This is a genomic window from Pseudoalteromonas sp. GutCa3 (assembly GCF_002836155.1).
GTDB classification, from domain to species: Bacteria; Pseudomonadota; Gammaproteobacteria; order Enterobacterales; family Alteromonadaceae; genus Pseudoalteromonas; species Pseudoalteromonas arctica.
Window position 1 is genome coordinate 129,855 of the sequence record NZ_PJBK01000067.1, and the last position, 19,541, is coordinate 149,395.

Sequence of the window (19,541 nt, forward strand, 5' to 3'; positions counted from 1 at the left end):
AATTTTTAAGGCGAGTAGTGTAAACCACCCACACTATTTTTTCGCCCCTAATTTACTATTTATAGGCGTTTAAGCACTAATTTTTACTTTAGTTAATTTACGCCATACACATTCAAGCGGACCTTGATTAAAATAGCGGCTGTATAAAAAGGTAAATATGAGCTGCAGCGCAACTAATGCCGTTGCAACTAACCAATAGTCAATACGATCAAAACTGAGCACCCAGTGGGTAAATAGCACTTTATATAACAACAGTTGTATGAGTGTTTGGCTAATATATAAAGTAAATGCTAAGCGCCCTGCTTGTTGAATAAGCATGCCGACGTGTGCCCTGTTATTGCAAAATTTAACAATTAAATGAATATATAGCGTAGCCATACCTAGGGCCGCAAACATATTTACAAATTCTTGCACCCCATATCCTAAGCTGCCATTAAGCTGTGATGCATAAAGCCTGATTCCACAAAAAACAAGGGTCATTGCACCGCAAACTATTAATTGCTGAGTAGTTAAGCCTTTACTAAAAACCTCTTGTTTATATAAATAAATGCCAATGAGCATAAGGCCCACGCACATCCACATTGTCATTATTGGCACCATAACAAGCATCAATGTGTTCATGGCGAGGTTACTAATAAAGTAATCAATATAGTGTGGGTTATATAAATCTATAAACTGTGCTGAATCGCGGTAAATCACTTCATCGGGTACGTTAGATACAATAAGCACTGTAGCTACACCCGATAACAAAATAAACTCAAGTCCTCTTTTTAAAAGAACAGTGCTATCACTCTCTAAATATTTAATAACAAACCAGCCAGATACACCGTAAACAAATAAAATATCACCTGCCCAAAGTAAAAAACCATGTGCTAAGCCAAAGAGGATTAACCAATAAAGTCTGCTTTTTAACTGCAATTCAGACTTATAACGTTGCCACTGAATGTAAAGCCCGGCACCAAAAAGCAAACTAAACAGTGTTCTAAAACGCCCGTCTACAAACACGCTGCTAAAGGTGTGAATAATTGAGTCGCTAACAGGAGGATTAGTTAAAGAGGTATACCCGTATTCAAAAAGGCCGAAGGCGTAAGCATTCATGTAAACTAGGCCAAGCACGGCAACGCCGCGAATAAAGTCCATATTATAATTGCGCATTAAAGCTATTATCCGTTAAATATTATTCTTATAACTGTCAGCCCAATCGACTGACTGCTGGTAAAGTGGAGGAAGTATAGCACTGTCTATATTTAGCAAAAGTACAGCTTGTTCAAGTGCCCACCAGCTTCCTGTTTCATATGCTTTAACAACGTTTAAAATATAATAAAGTGTGTTTTTATCCCCTAATAATGCCGTTTTTATTTCATCAGGGAAAGGTAGTTTTTCAACAAGCAAGCTCATTGGTTGATCAAGGATTGCATCCAGCAGTGAAAATAACCCTGTTAAAAATGCTTCGCCTGACTGACTTTTATCAACATTTTTTGCCAAAAGCTCACAAAAACGCGCGCGTACAACACACACTTGCATTAGCTCTGCAGGTTTTTTACCCGCTGTATGAGCAGTAACAATAAGGCTCACAAACTTTTTAAGGCGTTCATGCCCTAAATACACAAGCGCTTGCTTTAATGACGATATTTGGCTTTGTATAGGAAAAACACCGCTGTTAATTAAACGCAGTAATTTATATGCAAGTGCAGCATCAAGCTCAAACAGTCCAGATATAGCTTTTATATCTGGACTGTTTTTCATTATTTCGGCGTAAATAGCGACGACTAAACCATAATTATAATCAATGTCATTTTGTTTGATCATGGTAGGTTTTGCAAAAAAATAGCCTTGAAAATAATCAAACCCCATATCAAAGGCGAGCTTATAGTCTTCTTGTGTTTCTATTTTTTCGGCTAGTATTTTTATTTGTTTATGTGTTTGTAACTTTTTAATTATGGGCTGTATTTCGCTAAGAGGTGTAATTGCAATATCAAATTTAATGAGCTTCACAAGCTTTAAAAAACGATCCCACTGTGGTTTATATACAAAGTCATCGAGTGCGAGTTTGTAGTTACTATGAAATAAACCTCGGCACAGTTCATAGTTATCGTCGGTGGGTTCAATGGTTTCGAGCAACTCAATAACAACATCTTGGCATGGTAAAAAAGCACATAAATCGAGTTTTAATGATTCAGGCCCTATATTAATAAGTGCTTTTTTGCCTGATGTAATATGGCGTGTACCTAAATTTAATTGATTTTCCATAATAAGCCTTGCTGTTGCTTGGCCTTCTGCAATATCTGGAAAATAATTTTTTGGACTATCACGAAAAAGTAGCTCATAGGCTACTACTTTTTTACTTCGATTGAATATTGCTTGCCTTGCAACAAATACAGACACATTACCTACTTCTTAGTTTTTATATAATACTAAGTAATTAAACCCTAAGCAGGTACATTTGTCACTAAACTTTAAAGTACAGCAACGATTTACCGGTATAAGGTTGTTATATAATCAGTTGCCACTTGTGGCCACGAAAAACGCATTTGCTCTGCGCTGTGCTTAATTTTATGCCACTTTTTAGGATTTTGCTTTTTAATTAAGAGAGTTTCGTCTAAACAGCTAATTAAATTACTCGTTTGTGTTGCTAACGTGTCGCCATTAAAGCTAAAACCATTTTCATGATGTTTAACTGTATCTTTTAATCCGCCAACACTGTGAACTAAACAGGGTTGCCCGGCACGCATTGCTAGCATTTGGCTAATACCACAAGGTTCAAACGAACTTGGCATTAAAAATAAGTCACCTAGTTGATACATTAAATCGCCAACACCTTGACCATAGCCCTTCAAAAATAAAAGATTAGAATTACGCGCCATTGCTTTGGTAAATATGCTTTCGAGTTCTTTGTCACCCGAACCTAAAACAATGAGTCTGCCGTTATATTCATTAATAACTTGGCACACTTTATCAATAGCTAAAGCCTCATTAACCTGCTGGCACAATAACAACACTTTTTGCTCTGTAAGTCGGCCAACGCTTGTAACTAATGGGCCATTATTAACCGTTGCTTTAAATTGCTGTAGTCGTTGGTGGGCAATATAGTAACCGCTTTGTAACTGCTCGCTATTTGCCATCCAAGTAAATAAAGTGTTCTCGGCTTGGCTATAAAAATCGGCGAGAGTTGCTCCTTCAAGTGCATTGCTTGGATATTCGCAGCCATTTAAAATACCGACAAGCTTACCTTGGCTTGCTGCATTTTGCAGATCTTGCTCAAGCCCTTCGCCACCAAAAAAACCATGCTCGTAATTACTAGGTTCAAGAACCTCTTGGCTGTAGGTTGGTGATACAACATGTACTTTATCGCACAGATTTATTGCACTGCGCATAGGGTTAAAGCAATGTGGATAACGCGGGTCACATAGTTGCTGGCCATTATAACTAAGTGACGGAAACCATGCCTCTAAGCTTGAATCATCATGCTTAAATGGTCTTATACCTTGCAGTGCAATATTGTGCACTGTGTAGGCAATGGGTAAAGTGTTAAGTGAGCTATAACGGGGCTCAAATTTGAGTAAAACTGCAACACAAGCGCTGTGCCAATCATGTAAATGTAGCGCTGTAGGGCGCTTTAATACACCTTGTAATAATGCTTCGCAGACGGCTGCATTAAATAAAGCAAATTTTGTCGCGTCGGTAGCAAAAGGTCGCCCTGGTGCATCGTTACAATATACACTGCCTGACTCACTAAATAGCGGGTGGCTAATAACAATTTGGCTTACATTATTTTGGGCTTGTTGTACTTCAAAAACTTTTAATACATGGGGTTGAGCATTAAATGCAACGGTTACTTCACCTATATAAATACGCTCAAGAGGCTCAAACCCGTAGTCAGGAATAACAACGTCAACCGTTATACCTTGCTTTACGAGCGCCCTTGGGGCATCGCGTACTACATCTGCCACACCGCCTACTTTCGCGCCTGGTAACGCGTCATTTTCTGCTGCAACCATTAATACATGCATTAATTTACTACTTCCTTTAACCTGTGTGGGCTTGCTCATGAATGAGCAAGCTTTGTTGTCGTGCTTAATATTTAACGTGTTTTACGCTAGCTTTTTATTCTCACGCGCTTGGCGCTCTAACTTTTTTGCAAGCTCAGTGAGCATATCACGAGTAACAAGAACGATGCCTTTCTTAGATACCCTAAAGCCGTTTTCTTCATCTGTTTTTTTGTCAAAACCGATTTCGAGACCTGCAGGTATTTCACAGCTTCTATCTATAATCGCACGCTTAATTTTACAACCTCGATTTATAACCGCACCGGGTAAAATTACCGACTGCTCAATAGTACAAAATGAGCGAACGTGGACATTAGAAAACAAGAGTGACTTTCTAACCGCAGAGCCCGAAATAATACACCCACCCGACACGGTTGAGTCCAAGGCCATACCGCGCCTATCTTCGTCATCAAAAATAAACTTAGCAGGTGGTAGTTGCTCTTGATATGTCCATATTGGCCACGTTGGGTCGTATAAATCGAGTTGTGGTTCTGGCATTACCAATTCCATATTAGCCTCCCAGAACGAATCTAGCGTACCTACATCGCGCCAATAAGGCTGCCCTTCTTGGTTTGGATCTCTAAATGGGAAAGCAAATACATTATGCTCTTCTATAATCGCTGGAATAATATCGTGACCAAAATCTCGGCCAGAGCCTTCATTCTCAGAATCTTTTTTAAGTTGCTCAAACAAAAATTCAGTATTAAAAATGTAATTCCCCATTGATGCTAAACATGTACCTGGCTTGCCGGGTACGGAGCTCGGCATTGCTGGTTTTTCATCAAAACGACACACTCTGTTTTCTTCATCAACGGTCATTACACCAAACGTGTCTGCGGCTTCCTCTACGGGCACTTCAATACAACACACTGTCATATCTGCGCCCTTTTGCACATGTTCAGCCAATAAAGCACCATAGTCCATACGGTACACATGATCTCCAGACAAAATCATCACATATTTAGGAAGCTCGTGACGAATAATATCTATGTTTTGAAAAACAGCATCTGCGGTTCCACAGTACCAATCATCACCTTGGCGCTGAGATGCAGGTAGTATTTCAACCGACTCACCCAGCTCTTTTTTAAAGTGCCCCCACGCGCGGTTTACATGGCGTATTAATGAATGTGATTTATATTGTGTGGCAATACCAACGCGTCTCACACCCGAGTTAATGCAGTTTGATAGTGGAAAATCGATAATTCGATGCTTACCACCAAAGTAAACTGCTGGCTTTGCTCGCCAATCGGTTAACTCATGCAGGCGAGAACCGCGACCACCTGCCAGTATTAACGCGTAAGTTTCTCTGGTTAGGCTACTTATGTAGCGATTTGCATAATTAGGCATAATACTCTCTCCATTTAGTCTAGGCTGTTAGTGGCATGGCTTTTAGTTGTCGTTAAGTCTGTTTCACTAATATTGAGGGGTTCTAAATGCCAAATATCTTCACTGTATTGGCTTATGGTTCTGTCACTTGAAAACATACCACTGGCTGCCGTATTTAAAATACTCATTTGTGTCCAGTAGGTTTGATCTGCGTAAGCTTTATCAACTTCTTTTTGTGCTGCTACATAACTTTCAAAATCGTGCGCAACAAGCCATGGATCGTGCGGGCTCTTAATTGCATTTGTTATATCGTCAAATAAGCATGGTTCAAACAAGTTAAAATGGCCGCTTTCGAGTAGTTGCATTACATTATTTAAATCGCTATTTTGCGCGATTAAATGCTCAGGATTGTAACGCGATTTAATATCATCAATTTGATGAGCTTGTGCCCCAAACAAAAAGAAGTTGTCTGCACCAACGGCGTCTCTAATTTCAATGTTTGCACCATCCAGCGTGCCGATCGTCAATGCACCATTCATCATAAACTTCATGTTGCCAGTACCAGACGCTTCTTTGCCTGCGGTAGATACTTGCTCTGACAAATCGGTTGCAGGACAAATCACTTCCATAGCGGTTACGTTGTAATTAGGTAAAAAGGCGACGCGTAAATACGGGGCTGCTAACGGATCTTTATTTATAACCTCTGCCACGTTATTAATAAGCTTAATAATTTTTTTAGCCATGTAATAACCCGGTGCTGCTTTACCACCTAATAAAACACAGCGAGGAACAAGGCCTTGGGTATCACCACGGCGAATACGGTCATATAAATGAATCACATGAAGTATGTTTAATAGCTGACGTTTGTATTCGTGAATACGTTTTACTTGTACGTCAAACATCATCGATACGTCAAAATCAACATCGCAGCGCGCCTTAACTAAATCAACTAAACGCTGTTTGTTTTCGCGTTTAGCATTTTGCCATTGCTCATGAAATGCTTTGTCGTCGTAAAAGCGACGTAGGTCGCTAATTGTTGAAAAGTTTTTAACCCAGTCATGACCAATTTTTTCGCTGATTAATTTACTTAAAACGGGATTACAATGTGCAAGCCAACGTCTTGGGGTAACACCATTTGTTTTGTTATTAAACTTATCTGGCCACAGTGCGTAAAACTCTTTAAATAAACCCGCTTTTAACAGTTCGGTATGCAGTGCTGCTACGCCATTTACAGAGTAACTCCCTACAATGGCTAAGTAAGCCATACGAATTTGCGGCTCATCGCCCTCTTCAATCAACGACAATGCACGCTGTTTATTAACATCACCCGGCCATTGCTGTGCAACTTGTGCTAAAAAGCGTGCGTTTATCTCGTAAACTATTTCTAAAATGCGTGGTAATAATTTTGAAAACAACGAAACAGACCACTTTTCAAGCGCTTCAGGAAGTAGCGTATGGTTTGTGTAGGCCATTGTTTTAGTAGTGATTTGCCAAGCATCGTTCCAATCAAGTTCGTAATCATCAATTAAAATACGCATCAGCTCTGCAACAGCAATACTTGGGTGCGTGTCGTTTAACTGAAAAACATGAAAATCAGCAAAGTCGCTAAAGTTCTCGCCATGTTGGGAAACCCACTGATCAACTACGTCTTGAATACTCGCAGATGATAAAAAGTATTGTTGGCGCAATCTAAGCTCTTTACCATTTTCGCTGCTGTCGTTTGGATACAGCACCATGGTAATTTGTTCAGCTAGGTTTTTTTGTGCGACGGCTTCTGAGTAACTGCCTGCATTAAATTCGGTCAAATTAAATTCATCTGTCGCTTCTGATTTCCATAAGCGTAGCGTATTTACAATATTGTTTTTATAACCTGGGACAGGTACATCGTAAGGTACAGCTAATACATCTTGTGAACTCATCCATTGACGATGCTCTCGGCCGAATTTATCTGTGTAACTTTGCACGTAGCCGCCAAATTTCACACGTTTTGCATGCTCTGGCGCGCTTAGCTCCCATGGGTGCCCTTCGCGCAGCCAGTTATCTGGTTGCTCAATTTGGTTACCATCTTTAATTGATTGGTTAAACATCCCGTATTCGTAACGAAGGCCATAACCAATGACAGGTAACGCTAGACTTGCACAGCTATCTAAAAAGCAGGCAGCTAGGCGGCCTAAACCACCGTTACCTAAACCTGCGTCGTGCTCGGCATCTTCAAGCGTTTCTACTGTTGTGCAGTATTCTTGTAATGCAGCAGCAACTTGGTCGTCTAAATCTAGGTTTAGTATTGCATTACCTAGCGCACGTCCCATTAAAAATTCAAGAGAAAGGTAAGCCGTTTTACGGCGTTTCTCTTGCTTAATTTGTTGATTCGTTTCTCTGCAGCGGGCAACAAGTCTGTCGCGAATAGTCAGCGCTAAAGCATGGTATAAATACAGTCTTGATTCGCCGACCTTATCGCGACCTAGGGTATAATAAAAATGCCGTGTTAAGTCATCTTTAAGCGTACTTTCATCTATAACAGGACCTTCTTGCCAGCCCTTTACTACACACACTTGTTCACTTTGTTTAGCCATGACTTACATCCTCTAAATTAGCACTAAAAACCCAACTACTTTGTGCTGAAATTTCAACCATCGCATCTTCATTACTACTCACAGATGCATTATTTACACTTGATAAAACCATTTGCCACGGCGCATTAATAGGCGAAGGCGGCATTTGGCAAAAAACTGTTTTTTTACTGGCATTAAATACCATCAGTAATGCATGATTATTTTGCTTATCAAGTAAGCTATACATTAAAAACTGTCTGGTATCTTCATGCCAATGAGCGTCGGTCATGGTTTTACCTTGTTCAGTAAACCACTTAACGGTAAAACGCTCGTCTATATCATCTAAAAATACACTGTGTTTGAACGCGCTGTGCGCGCGTCTAATTTTTAAAGCATCATCAATAAATCGTGTTAGCGAATGATTAAGTTGAGAATCTTTCCAGGCAAGCCAGCTAGTGCGATTATTTTGGCAATAAGCATTGTTATTACCCCCTTGAGAGTGCGCCATTTCGCTGCCAGCGGCAATCATGGGTACACCTTTTGAGAGTATTAAAGTAAGTAAAAAGTTCTTTTGTTGTTGCAAACGCAGTACGTTTATTTTTGAGTCACTGGTAAAGCCTTCTACTCCACAGTTGAACGAGTGATTTGCACTGTGCCCATCTCTGTTTTGCTCACCATTGGCTTCGTTATGCTTTTCTTCATAACTCACTAAATCGGCAAGCGTGAAACCATCATGACTCGTTATAAAGTTAATGCTATTAAGTGGTCCACGTTGGCTATGCTCAAAAATATCAAACGATCCATGCAAACGTTTTGCAACGTTGGCAATAATGCCCGTTTCACTTTGCCAAAAACGTCTAATTACATCGCGGTATTGATCGTTCCATTCTCGCCATGGCGGCGGAAATGCCCCAAGCTGATAGCCACCAGGACCTATATCCCAAGGCTCACTTATTAGCTTAACCTTATTCAGCACAGGGTCTTGGGCTACTGCTTGTAAAAAAGTATGTGCAGAGCTAAAGCCTGCTTTTGAGCGCCCTAAAATGGTCGCTAAATCAAACCTAAAACCATCAACTCCCATTACCTCAACCCAATAACGAAGGCTATCAAGTACAAGTTGCAGCGTTTTAGGGTGATCAATATTTATGGTATTTCCACAGCCGGTATCGTTTATATATACATTAGGCTGACCCTCTACTGTGCGGTAATACGCTAAGTTATCAAAGCCTCTTAGCGATAATATAGGGCCATCGGCCCCCGCCTCTGCGGTATGGTTATAGACAACATCTAAAATAACTTCTATGTCGGCAGCATGAAGCTCGCGCACCATTTGCTTAAACTCGTTTATATCGTCGTTTACTAAATAGTCTTTATGGGGGGTAAAAAAGTTAAGCGTGTTATAACCCCAATAGTTTTGCAGCCCTTTTCCTGTTAAAAATTGCTCACTAATAAAAGAATGAACAGGTAAAAGCTCAACTGCTGTAATGCCAAAGCTCTGTAAATGCTCAATAAAGCTTGGGTGGCTTAACCCTAAAAACTTTCCTTGTAGAGATTTAGGTATTTTAGGATGACGACACGTTGTGCCTTTAACATGGCACTCGTAAATAACCGTGTTTGACCAACGGTGGTTTGGCTTTTTATGCGCATACAACGTAGGGGGTGCTACTTTTGACTTAGGTATATCAATCGCATTATTTACGGTGCTTTTAGTGCCAATTGGCATTTGCCCATAATGGCGTTCGCTCCATGTAAACTCACCAAACAAGTCTTTTGCGTATGGGTCTATCAGTAGTTTATTTTCGTTAAATAGTTGACCATTTTTAGGGTTATATTCACCCTCAACTCTAAAGCCATAAAGTGCGCCGGCGCTTAATGGCGAAATATGAATACTCCAAATACCCCCTTCGTTAATATTCATCGCCATTTTTAGAATTTCTGAATGGCCACTTTTATCAAACAAACACACATAGGCTTGGCTTGCACCTGGCGCATAAAGCGCGAAGTTAACCCCATTATTAATAACACTAGAACCTAGCGGTTCTACATTACCGGGGGCTACATCAAATTGGTTACTCATCATCAACCTTTTGTAAGTAAATAGTTGTTAAGCCACCAATGGCAATTGAAATACTGTGTTTAAAGCCATGATTTGATTCATTTATTGCCTGAACTATCTGCGATGAATCTTTAGTTACTTCAACGCCAGAGCCAAAAAACTGAGTATCGTCTGTATTTAAAACAACTTTATAACGCCCTTTACTCGGTACGCCAATAACGTAGTTTTCATATGACGCGGGGGTAAAATTAGCAATAACAACCACAAAGTCTTTTGCGTTTTTAGCATAGCGAACAAAGCTTAAAATGCTCTGCTGATTATTATTGTTATCTATCCAGGTAAAACCAGCCGCGCTCGAATCTAACTCATACAACGCGGGTTGGTTTTTATAAACGGTATTGAGCGCTTTTACGGTGTGCTTTATACCGCTGTGGCTTTGGTGCTCAAGTAAATGCCAATCGATAGAATGATCGTGTCCCCACTCTTTTCGCTGTGCAATTTCACCGCCCATAAACAAGAGTTTTTTACCCGGGTGTGCCCACATAAATGCGTAGTAAGCGCGTAAATTTGCAAATTTCTGCCAATCATCGCCTGGCATTTTTTCAATTAACGATCCTTTACCGTGTACTACTTCATCGTGGCTTAATGGCAATATATAGTTTTCGCTAAAAGCGTATACCATCGAAAATGTCATTTCATGATGATGATGCTGACGGTATAAAGGGTCGTGCTGCATGTAATGCAAACTATCGTTCATCCAACCCATATTCCACTTATAGCCAAAGCCTAAGCCGTTGTGCTCAACACTTTGGGTGACACCCGGCCACGCTGTTGACTCCTCAGCCACCATCATAATGCCTGGGTTGTTTTTATAGCTGCGCATATTGACTTGCTTTAGGCACTCAATTGCACCTAAGTTTTCGCGCCCGCCATAACAATTAGCAATCCACTCGCCTTCTTTTCGGCTGTAATCTAAATACAACATAGAGGCTACGGCATCTACACGCAGACCATCTAAACCAAATTGATGTAACCAATACATAGCATTTGAAATCAAAAAGCTTTTAACTTCAGGGCGGTCGTAGTTATAAATGTAGGTATTCCAATCAGGGTGAAAACCTTGGCGCTTATCGGCATGCTCATATAAATGGGTGCCATCGAATCGATGTAAGCCATGCGGATCGCTTGGAAAATGTCCAGGCACCCAATCAAGTAAAATACCTAAATTAGCTTTGTGGCATTGCTCAACAAAGTATTTAAAGCTGTTGTAATCGCCAAAACGGCTGGTAGGTGCAAATAAACCAACAGGCTGATACCCCCACGAACCATCAAACGGGTATTCACTTATTGGCATAAGTTGCAGATGGGTAAAATTCATTTCAAGGGCGTAGCTAACCAGTTTGTCAGCAAGCTCTGTGTAACTTAAATAGCGGTTGTTTTCAGCGCGTTGCCATGAGCCTAAATGCACTTCATAAATACTAATTGGCGCATCAATATGATTACGCTTTTGTCTGTTTTGAAGTGCCTGAGCGCCGAGCGTTATAGGCTCTGGTTTATACTGCAGTACACTTGCAGTACCCGGTGCTTGTTGCATTTTAAATGCATAGGGGTCGGCTTTCTCGAGTACTTCTCCACTTTGGGCGGTAATTGCAAATTTGTAGCACATGTCGGCTTTAAGGCCTGGTACGAATAACTCCCATACACCACTTGCAGGATGAAAACGCATAAAGTGGCGATTAGCTTGCCAAAAATTAAACTCACCAATAATAGAGACACTTGCAGCATTAGGCGCCCATACACAAAAGCGCACACCCTCTACATATTGTTGAGTGCTAAAATGTGCACCAAAATGAGAGTACGCATGTTCAAGGCTGCCTTCGTTAAATAAATACATTGCCTCTGCATCAAGTGTGCTTTCAAAGCTGTATTCATCATAAAAGGTAACGCTGCTATTTGTGTACTGAGCAATGCATTGATAAGGCGCAGTGGGCAGCGCATCAACTTTGACTATAAATAAGTCACTTTGTTGGTAGCGTTGCGCTTCAATGTTTTTATTATTTAATGTAACGCTTACGTTTAATGCAGTTGGTAAGTAAAGACGGATTTCAACTTCGGCATCTGTTTTATGTGCCCCTAAAAAGCTAAATGGGTCTTTAAATCGTCCTGTATTTAATGCATGTACTTGTGCATCATAGCTATTTTCATGTACTGAGCTGTCCTGTGCTGACGATTTTTTATTAATTGTACTGCTCATTTAACTTTTCCTTATTGAATCGATAGCAGCTAAAAGTGAGCCATTTTTAGTAAATATTTTTTCACTGGTATGCGTTAATACACGTCGCCAATTAGGATATTCTTTATCTGTCCCGGGGATATTAACCGGATATTTCTGCTCATCTAAATCATCTATTTGAATTGCAAATAGACGCGATTGAGAACCTGCCAAACACAATGCAAGTGCGTTATATACTTCGACTGAATTACTATGTAATAAAAGCTCGGTTGTATTGGTATGGCGATTAATAAATCGTAGTATCCTATGCTGCTCTTCTACTCGTTGTTGCTTTAATTGCTCGTATTCACTGCAAGTTATAAGCTTGTATTGTTGCTTAATATTTAAATCAGCATGCTGCCACCAACCTGTAAAAGGCGGTACATCATGATTGGCTATCATTAACAAACACTGTGCTGCTAGCTCATCTGTCGATAAAAACTCACCACTGTGTTGTTTTTCAAAATAAAATAAGCTGTTAGAAAAAATACCGCTAGATGCCAAAGCCTGCCTTACCTCTGGCGGCACAACGCCTAAATCTTCTCCAATAACAATACTCTGATTAATATGTGATTCAATTTTTAAAATGGCGAGTAAGTGCTCAAACGGGTAGTAAACATAACAGCCATCTTGTTCACCATTGCTTTCAAAGCACCACCATAGGCGCCTAATAGCCATTACGTGGTCAATTCTAAGTCCACCTACATTTTGCATGTTTGCGCGAATGAGCGAGCGATAGAATTGGTAGTGATTATTACTAAGACTTTGAGGATTTAGTGCTGGAAGCCCCCAGTTTTGGCCAGCTTCGGCCCATGGATCTGGTGGAGCACCTACACTTGCACCTTGGCTAAACAGTGGCTTTTGATTTTTAAACTCGGCCCCATCACCCGCACAACCAACAGCTAAATCATTGATTAAGCCAATAGCCATACCTCGCTCTGCACAACTTTGTTGACACAGTGCCAATTGCGTATGCGCTTGCCACTGCAGGTAATAATCAAATGTTAAGTTATCTGATTCGAGGGTATTTAACGTAGTTGAATGAGTATTACAAAAATCAGTAAACGCTTGGCGACGCTCATCACTTGCCGTTAATTCAAACTGATTATAAAGCGCTTCAAATAACGCATACTTTATATGGCTTACATTTTCATAATCTATAAATTGATCATTACTTTTTATAAGTGTAATTACATCGTCTCGTTGCATGAGGTCATGCAGAACTGTGTTATTTTGTGCGTCTTCGCTTAATACTATAGAAATATAAAGAGGGTTTAATAAAGCCCGACTACTAGGGCTATAAGGGCTTGCACGCTCTGGCATATCAGCAAATAACAAATGCAGTGGATTAAGTAATATGTAATCCATATTTTGCGAGCTGCATAATTTTGTAAGCGTTAGTAAATCGTCAAAGTCGCCAATACCTAAATGCGCTTTATTTTTTAATGTGTAAAGCTGAATAGATAACCCTGTGCGCTTTGTGTCTTCAACTTGATAGACTTGCTCAGGCACGCACCAAATTTGTGTAATAGCGTGTTGCTCACCTACCTGAACATTAGCGTCATGATAGCCAATTGGCATAGTTTCTATGGGTAGTGCCAGCTCAATATAGCGAACGCCATGTAAGTAATATTCACCTGTAACTGCCAAATTATAAAGGTTCTCAACCGCTATATTAATCCCAAGAGAAGGGACATTAATGTTGGCGGCTAAATACTGCTGACGTTCGTCTATACGAAGCTTTAAAGCGCATTTTTTTTGGTCAACCAAACTCACACTGGGTACTAAATCCAGCCAAAGCGATGCATCTAAATCATAAGTTAGTTGAGTTATTTCGGCTTCGTTATTTGTATCAACACCGCAACATTGCAAAGCACGTTTACGCGTGTCTTCGCTAAAAAACACCTGTTCACCTGTATACTTAGTGAATTCAAAGCCAATACCATGCAGGTAAAACAACTGCGAAAGAGCATCCATTGAATCGCCTTAATTAATGCGTTGAGTATTTACTATGCTGTTTTCTGTGCCAAATGTATTGCCAATATAACCATCAGCTTGGTGGTCGTTATCCCAAATGTCTCCATTTATTAAATAACGAAAGTGAAATTGTTGATCGATAGGTAAGCGTTGTTTAAATTTAAACACACCTTGTTTTTTATTAAGCTTCATTGGCACAGGTTGCCAATCATTAAATTCGCCTAATAAGCAAACTTCTTCAGCCTCTGGGTGAGAAAATTCAAAGGTTACTTCAGCTTCATCTTTTGTTTTAAAAAAACGTTTATTCAACATAGCAGGCTCCAACTAAACCAAAAAGGGTACTTAATCTTTGCCACAGGCCATACAACTAAACAAAAAGGCGATGTGGATTCCATTCAAAATCATTAAACACGTTGTAAGTTAACCAAAACTTTATTTACGCATTATTACAGTGCAACAATTCATTTTTTCTGCACTTAAAAAGTGCGGTTAGTATATAAACAATCTTTTTTAAAAAGCTCAGTAGTACAGAGCAATATTTGAACCAACTAAGCGTACATCACATATTATTTATTTAATCGAATTTAAAGTTAAATAATCCAAAAGTATTGCCTAAATTTATAAAATTCTTTTGTTCTGTACTTTCATCAGCGATAATACACAGCATCTTAATACTCTGAAATATCATAATTTTCATGTTGAAAAAAAGCATTTTAATAACTATAGCCATCATCTTTTTAATAATAGCCACACTTGTTGGTTCTTCAATCTATACCCTTTATAGTAAAAAAGAAATCTCAGTTGATCCTAAATTAAAAGAAATCTCAGGTATTGAATTTGATAAACAAAAACGTCTATGGGCTATTAACGACGGAGGCAATGAACCCAAGCTTTACCGCCTTAACAAAGATGGTTCTATTGCCAAAGAAATTTTGGTTGAAAACGCTAAAAATATTGATTGGGAAGACATGACCCAAAACAAATTTGGGCACTTTTTTTTAGGGGATTTTGGTAATAACAAAAACGATCGTAGATGGCTCACTATTTATAAAATAGAAAACCCAATAGATATAAAAACAAACACAACCCAAGCCGAAATAATTAAGTTTACCTACCCTGAAATGGATGGCAGTCCAATAAAACCCAACGACCGAAATTTTGATTTAGAAGCATTTGTAGCACTAGGTCGTCACTTATATTTATTTACTAAAAACCGCACTGAACCTTTCGATGGTATTACTAAAGTGTATAAAGTGGGCGATCATGCAGCAAATTTTGATGCTGAGCTAATTGACTCTTTTAAAACGTGTACCACGCTTGAAAAACTATGCTGGATAACCTCTGCGGCGCTCAGCCCCGATCGTAAAAAATTAGTCTTACTTGATTCAACCAGTCTTTGGTTATTTGAAAACTTTGAAGGTGATAAGTTTTTCTCTGGTGATGTATCAAAAATAGACTTAGGGATAGTTACTCAAAAAGAAGCTGTCACCTTTTTTGATGACAATACGATTGTATTTACAGATGAAGAGTTTAAAGGCATAGGCGGTAATGCTTATTTTATAAAGCTTGATAAAGCCAAAAAAGAAGTTATAAGAAAAAAACCTATTTCAAAAAAAACACTTCCATAGCATCTAGTTAGCTAACCTAAAGCATTAAAGCTTAGCTAACTTATGTGAAAGGTAATGAGTTAATTACTCTTTTCGTTTGACGAATGAAGTGCTTTTTCTACATCAACACCTAAAATCAACACTCCAATATGACTATTATTATCATCTAAAACAGGAAAACTTAGCTGAACTTGAAAATGATGTGTTGATGCATCATATGTGACGCTATCAAAGTTAAAATCTTTTGACTGTTTAAATGTTTTAGTAAACTTATTTTCATCTCCTTGCCAGTAGTCACTGGTTAGCTTACTAATAGCGATGTTTTTTCCTTGGTTATCAGTCAATATTAGCTCAGTAACAACACCTTTGAATTGAGATTGCCATTTTTTAAATACTTTAGATAACGGTAAATTAAGCATAGCTAATCCATCAGGGTGCTTTACTTGTTTACTTTCTTTTATCCATAGCTGGTCTAGTCTTTTAATTTCAGATTCACTTAAGGGAGACTCATTACTTATTTGAACTTGTTCTACTAAACTAGGTAAGTTTAGTAAGGTTTTAGCACTACTGGACAACCTATCAAGTATTTGCTTTTCTTCACTTTTTGATAGTGAAAATGGAGCCTGCGCGCAAGTATTTATATTTTCATCAAACTGCTGCATAAATTTTGGGAAGCGTTTAATAAGTGAATGCGAAGCAAATAATCCCAAAGGTACATACCTAAAAAATTCTCTTTGATACTCATCTTCATTAATGCCTAGCTTAGAGGCTGCTAATTCAAAATCGTCTAAATCAAGTAGAATTCTATCAATCCGCTTATGGTGCATAACATTTACTATTTCTTCTAATGAATTTACTTCTACCTCAGCAATAATATTCTGAGTTTTAAACCAATTAGCCTGGTAGCTCCCTCTTACTGCACCATAACGCATTTTATTTTTTGGTTTATTAATGCTCTCTGGATGAGTAAACCAGTACCAGCTTTCTAAAAAGATGGGGGATGATATGCGCCCATAGGCCTTCATTTCAGGCATTAAGTGAGTTGTGAAATAACCATCTAAGCGGTCTAACTTTACTTCTCGACGTGCGCGTAACCATGGCAAGGTTTGTAGCTGAAAAGGGGCTCCCATTTCAAATAAAATACACTCAACTTGGTTGACTGCATTATCAGGTGCAGTGGTGGGTAAGTTTGTTCCAAACTGAAGAGGCTCAGTTAAACCCAATAAGAGGGTAAAAAAATATGCAGGCATAATCCATTACTAAATATTGTACAAATTAAAATGAGTATAGTCATCCATATTAAAAAAGCATAAATTCTCCTTACAAAATTTTGTATCTTATCAATGGCTTCAATATTTAAATCTATGTTCTACTGCTATTAGCTTATAAAAAGTACACTTAAATATTTAAATTAATGCATTTATATCTAGGGTCTGTTGATCTTTGAGGATTAAAATTCGTTCAAACTAGGCGCTATTTAATCGCGGCGCGAGATTTGTAACCTAGTGGGCTCAATAACTGCTCCTGCGTTGTTCTAATGGCTTACATCCATGTAAGAATAAGTAAAAACCGAGCAAAGCTTCCGCGTCTTGCTCACGCCCCTTACCTGCATCCATGCAGGCAACAAAGAGTAAATAGCTCCTAGGAAGAACCCTTTGAGCAGCGCCTGTTTGGCATTAATGCTACGTTATCGCCCATTTATGGGGAATAACTACACTGCATAGGCTCTGCCTTGCCTGAATACTAAACAGGCTACTGAAAATTCAACCTTGAAAGATCAACAAACCCTAGCCTTTTTATTACTTACCTAAAGTATACCGAGTGTTCACTTAACGACTAAAACAAAAAACTCACTGACTCTAGCGCTTAAATTTAGTTTCTAAAATAACAGAAGATGTTGTGCGCTCGACTCCATCCAGATTTCCTATATCGTCTAGTAAATGGCTAAGCTGCTCTAAATTTTGAGCCTGTACTACAGCAATTAAATCAAACTCACCACTTATGGCATAGAGCTGCGAAATTGCATCAATTTGCTTAAGCTCGATATTTGTTTTAGTTGTTAATTTTTGTCTTACTTTTATAGACACATGAGCTGATACCATTTTACTGAGGTAGTCGTCACCATAATCAACGCTATAGCCTTTAATTACACCCGTTTCTTCTAGTTTGAGCATACGGCTTTGTACAGTTGAACGAGATAAGTCAAGCATGCGAGCAAGATCAGAAATACTCGCTCTAGCGTTTGTTTTTAGTACAGAAAGTAGCTTTTCATCTTGTGGAGTTATCATAATGGTTATTTTCTTCGTTATTTTGTCTTTTATTTTAATCATTTTTCACAAAATAGCACTGCAATTTTAATAGCTAACCTTCGATAATGACCTCTACAAGAAATAATAACGTGTTTGCTGAAGAATAAAGGCTATATTCTTCTTTGAGTTAGCAACTAATCTTTTATCTAAGCCCATTAAATTTAGGTGTAAAAATGCAAGTAACAAGAGACTTATTTAACGACGTAATGGTACCAAACTATAATCCATCAGCAATCATTCCAGTTCGTGGTGAAGGTTCACGCGTTTGGGATCAAAATGATAACGAGTTTATCGATTTTGCTGGTGGTATTGCCGTTAACTGTTTGGGTCACTGTCATCCTGCATTAGTTAAAGCATTAAAAGAGCAAGGCGAAAAAATTTGGCATTTATCAAATGTTATGACTAATGAGCCAGCACTTCGTTTAGCTCAAAAAATGGTTGAAGCAACATTCGCTGATAAAGTTTACTTTGCAAACTCAGGCGCAGAAGCAAACGAAGCAGCCCTTAAGCTAGCGCGTCGTTATGCACTGGATGTATATGGCGCTGAAAAAACGCAAATTATTGCATTTAATAAAGGTTTTCATGGTCGCACATTCTTTACAGTAACTGTGGGCGGGCAAGCTGCATATTCTGACGGCTTTGGTCCTAAACCTGCTGACATAGTACATTGTGATTTTAACGATATAGCAGCATTTGAAGCGCTGATCAGCGATAAAACATGTGCTGTTATGATGGAACCATTACAAGGTGAAGGCGGTATTATTTCACCAACAGATGAATTTGCTAAAAAAGTACGTGAACTTTGTACTAAACATAACGCGTTACTTATTTTTGATGAAGTACAAACGGGTGTTGGTCGCACAGGCGATTTATACGCTTATGAAGGTTTAGGCGTTGTTCCTGACATTTTAACAACGGCAAAAGCATTGGGTGGTGGTTTTCCAATTGGCGCTATGATCACTCGTACACCAATTGCTGAGCATTTAAAAATTGGTACTCACGGTTCTACTTATGGCGGAAACGCACTTGCTTGTGCGGTAGCCGAAGCGGCATTTGATACAGTAAATACACCTGACGTACTAAACGGTGTTAAAGAGCGGGAGCAATTATTCCGTGACGGATTAAACGCAATCAACGAAAAATACAACGTATTTAGCGAAGTACGTGGTAAAGGCTTATTAATTGGCGCAGTACTAAATGACAAATTTGAAGGACGTGCACGCGACTTTTTAGTAGCCAGTGCTAATAATGGTTTAATGAACCTTGTAGCGGGCATAAATGTAATTCGCTTTACACCGTCTTTAGTTATCCCGTTTGAAGATATTAAAGAAGGCTTAGCGCGCTTTGAAAAAGCCGTTAGCGATGTAGTAAACGGTTAATATAGTTTAAATTAGCA

13 protein-coding genes are annotated in these 19,541 nt (G+C 39.0%); 2 read left to right on the forward strand and 11 right to left on the reverse strand.

Annotated features, from left to right (window positions below; translation table 11 throughout):
* Positions 1-69: 69 nt before the first annotated feature.
* From CXF64_RS10545 to CXF64_RS10585, 9 genes are all read right to left on the reverse strand, one after another.
* Positions 70-1,140: a DUF418 domain-containing protein gene (locus tag CXF64_RS10545; RefSeq protein WP_101217060.1), complete on the reverse strand. Its 1,071-nt coding sequence runs from the start codon at positions 1,138-1,140 to the stop codon at positions 70-72.
* A 30-nt stretch (positions 1,141-1,170) separates the two neighbouring features.
* Positions 1,171-2,385: an EAL and HDOD domain-containing protein gene (locus CXF64_RS10550; protein ID WP_101216972.1), complete on the reverse strand. Its 1,215-nt coding sequence runs from the start codon at positions 2,383-2,385 to the stop codon at positions 1,171-1,173.
* A gap of 89 nt (positions 2,386-2,474) precedes the next feature.
* Positions 2,475-4,010: a glycogen synthase gene (locus tag CXF64_RS10555; protein WP_101163453.1), complete on the reverse strand. Its 1,536-nt coding sequence runs from the start codon at positions 4,008-4,010 to the stop codon at positions 2,475-2,477.
* Positions 4,011-4,091: 81 nt separating this feature from the next.
* Positions 4,092-5,393 carry a glucose-1-phosphate adenylyltransferase gene (glgC, locus tag CXF64_RS10560; protein WP_002958601.1) on the reverse strand — a complete coding sequence of 434 codons (1,302 nt, stop codon included), beginning with the start codon at positions 5,391-5,393 and terminating at the stop codon, positions 4,092-4,094.
* Between the two features lie 14 nt (positions 5,394-5,407).
* Positions 5,408-7,945, reverse strand: coding sequence for a glycogen/starch/alpha-glucan phosphorylase (locus tag CXF64_RS10565; RefSeq protein WP_101216973.1), 2,538 nt, complete (start codon positions 7,943-7,945; stop codon positions 5,408-5,410).
* Entirely contained in the window at positions 7,938-10,001 is a 2,064-nt protein-coding gene (gene glgX, locus CXF64_RS10570; protein WP_101216974.1) for a glycogen debranching protein GlgX, read from the reverse strand. Before glgX ends, CXF64_RS10565 begins: the two co-directional genes overlap by 8 nt.
* Positions 9,994-12,234, reverse strand: coding sequence for a 1,4-alpha-glucan branching protein GlgB (glgB, locus tag CXF64_RS10575; protein WP_101216975.1), 2,241 nt, complete (start codon positions 12,232-12,234; stop codon positions 9,994-9,996). The genes glgX and glgB overlap by 8 nt, the downstream gene beginning before the upstream one ends.
* Complete coding sequence (gene malQ, locus CXF64_RS10580) at positions 12,235-14,229, reverse strand: 4-alpha-glucanotransferase (RefSeq protein WP_101216976.1); 1,995 nt, start codon at positions 14,227-14,229, stop codon at positions 12,235-12,237.
* 9 nt (positions 14,230-14,238) lie between these two features.
* A complete protein-coding gene (locus tag CXF64_RS10585; RefSeq protein WP_007580752.1) occupies positions 14,239-14,541 on the reverse strand; it encodes an isoamylase early set domain-containing protein in 303 nt (100 codons plus the stop codon).
* Positions 14,542-14,924: 383 nt separating this feature from the next.
* Here CXF64_RS10585 and CXF64_RS10590 point away from each other — a divergent pair, with 383 nt between their 5' ends.
* Positions 14,925-15,857, forward strand: a complete 933-nt coding sequence (locus CXF64_RS10590; RefSeq protein ID WP_101216977.1) for a hypothetical protein — start codon at positions 14,925-14,927, stop codon at positions 15,855-15,857.
* A gap of 59 nt (positions 15,858-15,916) precedes the next feature.
* Here the strand turns inward: CXF64_RS10590 and CXF64_RS10595 are convergent, their stop codons facing one another.
* Both CXF64_RS10595 and CXF64_RS10600 read right to left on the reverse strand, forming a co-directional pair.
* Positions 15,917-17,086, reverse strand: a complete 1,170-nt coding sequence (locus tag CXF64_RS10595) for a cache domain-containing protein (protein ID WP_101216978.1) — start codon at positions 17,084-17,086, stop codon at positions 15,917-15,919.
* A 609-nt stretch (positions 17,087-17,695) separates the two neighbouring features.
* Complete coding sequence (locus CXF64_RS10600) at positions 17,696-18,124, reverse strand: Lrp/AsnC family transcriptional regulator (protein ID WP_002958609.1); 429 nt, start codon at positions 18,122-18,124, stop codon at positions 17,696-17,698.
* Between the two features lie 194 nt (positions 18,125-18,318).
* On the opposite strand from CXF64_RS10600, the gene CXF64_RS10605 reads away from it, so the two are divergent.
* Positions 18,319-19,524, forward strand: a complete 1,206-nt coding sequence (locus tag CXF64_RS10605; RefSeq protein ID WP_101216979.1) for an aspartate aminotransferase family protein — start codon at positions 18,319-18,321, stop codon at positions 19,522-19,524.
* Positions 19,525-19,541 lie beyond the last annotated feature (17 nt).

Excerpts from the sequence above, each read along its gene's own strand:
- glgB (WP_101216975.1), bottom strand. The coding sequence starts at position 12,234 with ATGAGCAGTACAATTAATAAAAAATCGTCAGCACAGGACAGCTCAGTA.
- CXF64_RS10590 (WP_101216977.1), top strand. The coding sequence starts at position 14,925 with ATGTTGAAAAAAAGCATTTTAATAACTATAGCCATCATCTTTTTAATA.
- CXF64_RS10565 (WP_101216973.1), bottom strand. The coding sequence starts at position 7,945 with ATGGCTAAACAAAGTGAACAAGTGTGTGTAGTAAAGGGCTGGCAAGAA.
- glgX (WP_101216974.1), bottom strand. The coding sequence starts at position 10,001 with ATGAGTAACCAATTTGATGTAGCCCCCGGTAATGTAGAACCGCTAGGT.
- glgC (WP_002958601.1), bottom strand. The coding sequence starts at position 5,393 with ATGCCTAATTATGCAAATCGCTACATAAGTAGCCTAACCAGAGAAACT.
- malQ (WP_101216976.1), bottom strand. The coding sequence starts at position 14,229 with ATGGATGCTCTTTCGCAGTTGTTTTACCTGCATGGTATTGGCTTTGAA.
- CXF64_RS10605 (WP_101216979.1), top strand. The coding sequence starts at position 18,319 with ATGCAAGTAACAAGAGACTTATTTAACGACGTAATGGTACCAAACTAT.
- CXF64_RS10600 (WP_002958609.1), bottom strand. The coding sequence starts at position 18,124 with ATGATAACTCCACAAGATGAAAAGCTACTTTCTGTACTAAAAACAAAC.
- CXF64_RS10585 (WP_007580752.1), bottom strand. The coding sequence starts at position 14,541 with ATGTTGAATAAACGTTTTTTTAAAACAAAAGATGAAGCTGAAGTAACC.
- CXF64_RS10595 (WP_101216978.1), bottom strand. The coding sequence starts at position 17,086 with ATGCCTGCATATTTTTTTACCCTCTTATTGGGTTTAACTGAGCCTCTT.
- CXF64_RS10545 (WP_101217060.1), bottom strand. The coding sequence starts at position 1,140 with ATGGACTTTATTCGCGGCGTTGCCGTGCTTGGCCTAGTTTACATGAAT.
- CXF64_RS10555 (WP_101163453.1), bottom strand. The coding sequence starts at position 4,010 with ATGCATGTATTAATGGTTGCAGCAGAAAATGACGCGTTACCAGGCGCG.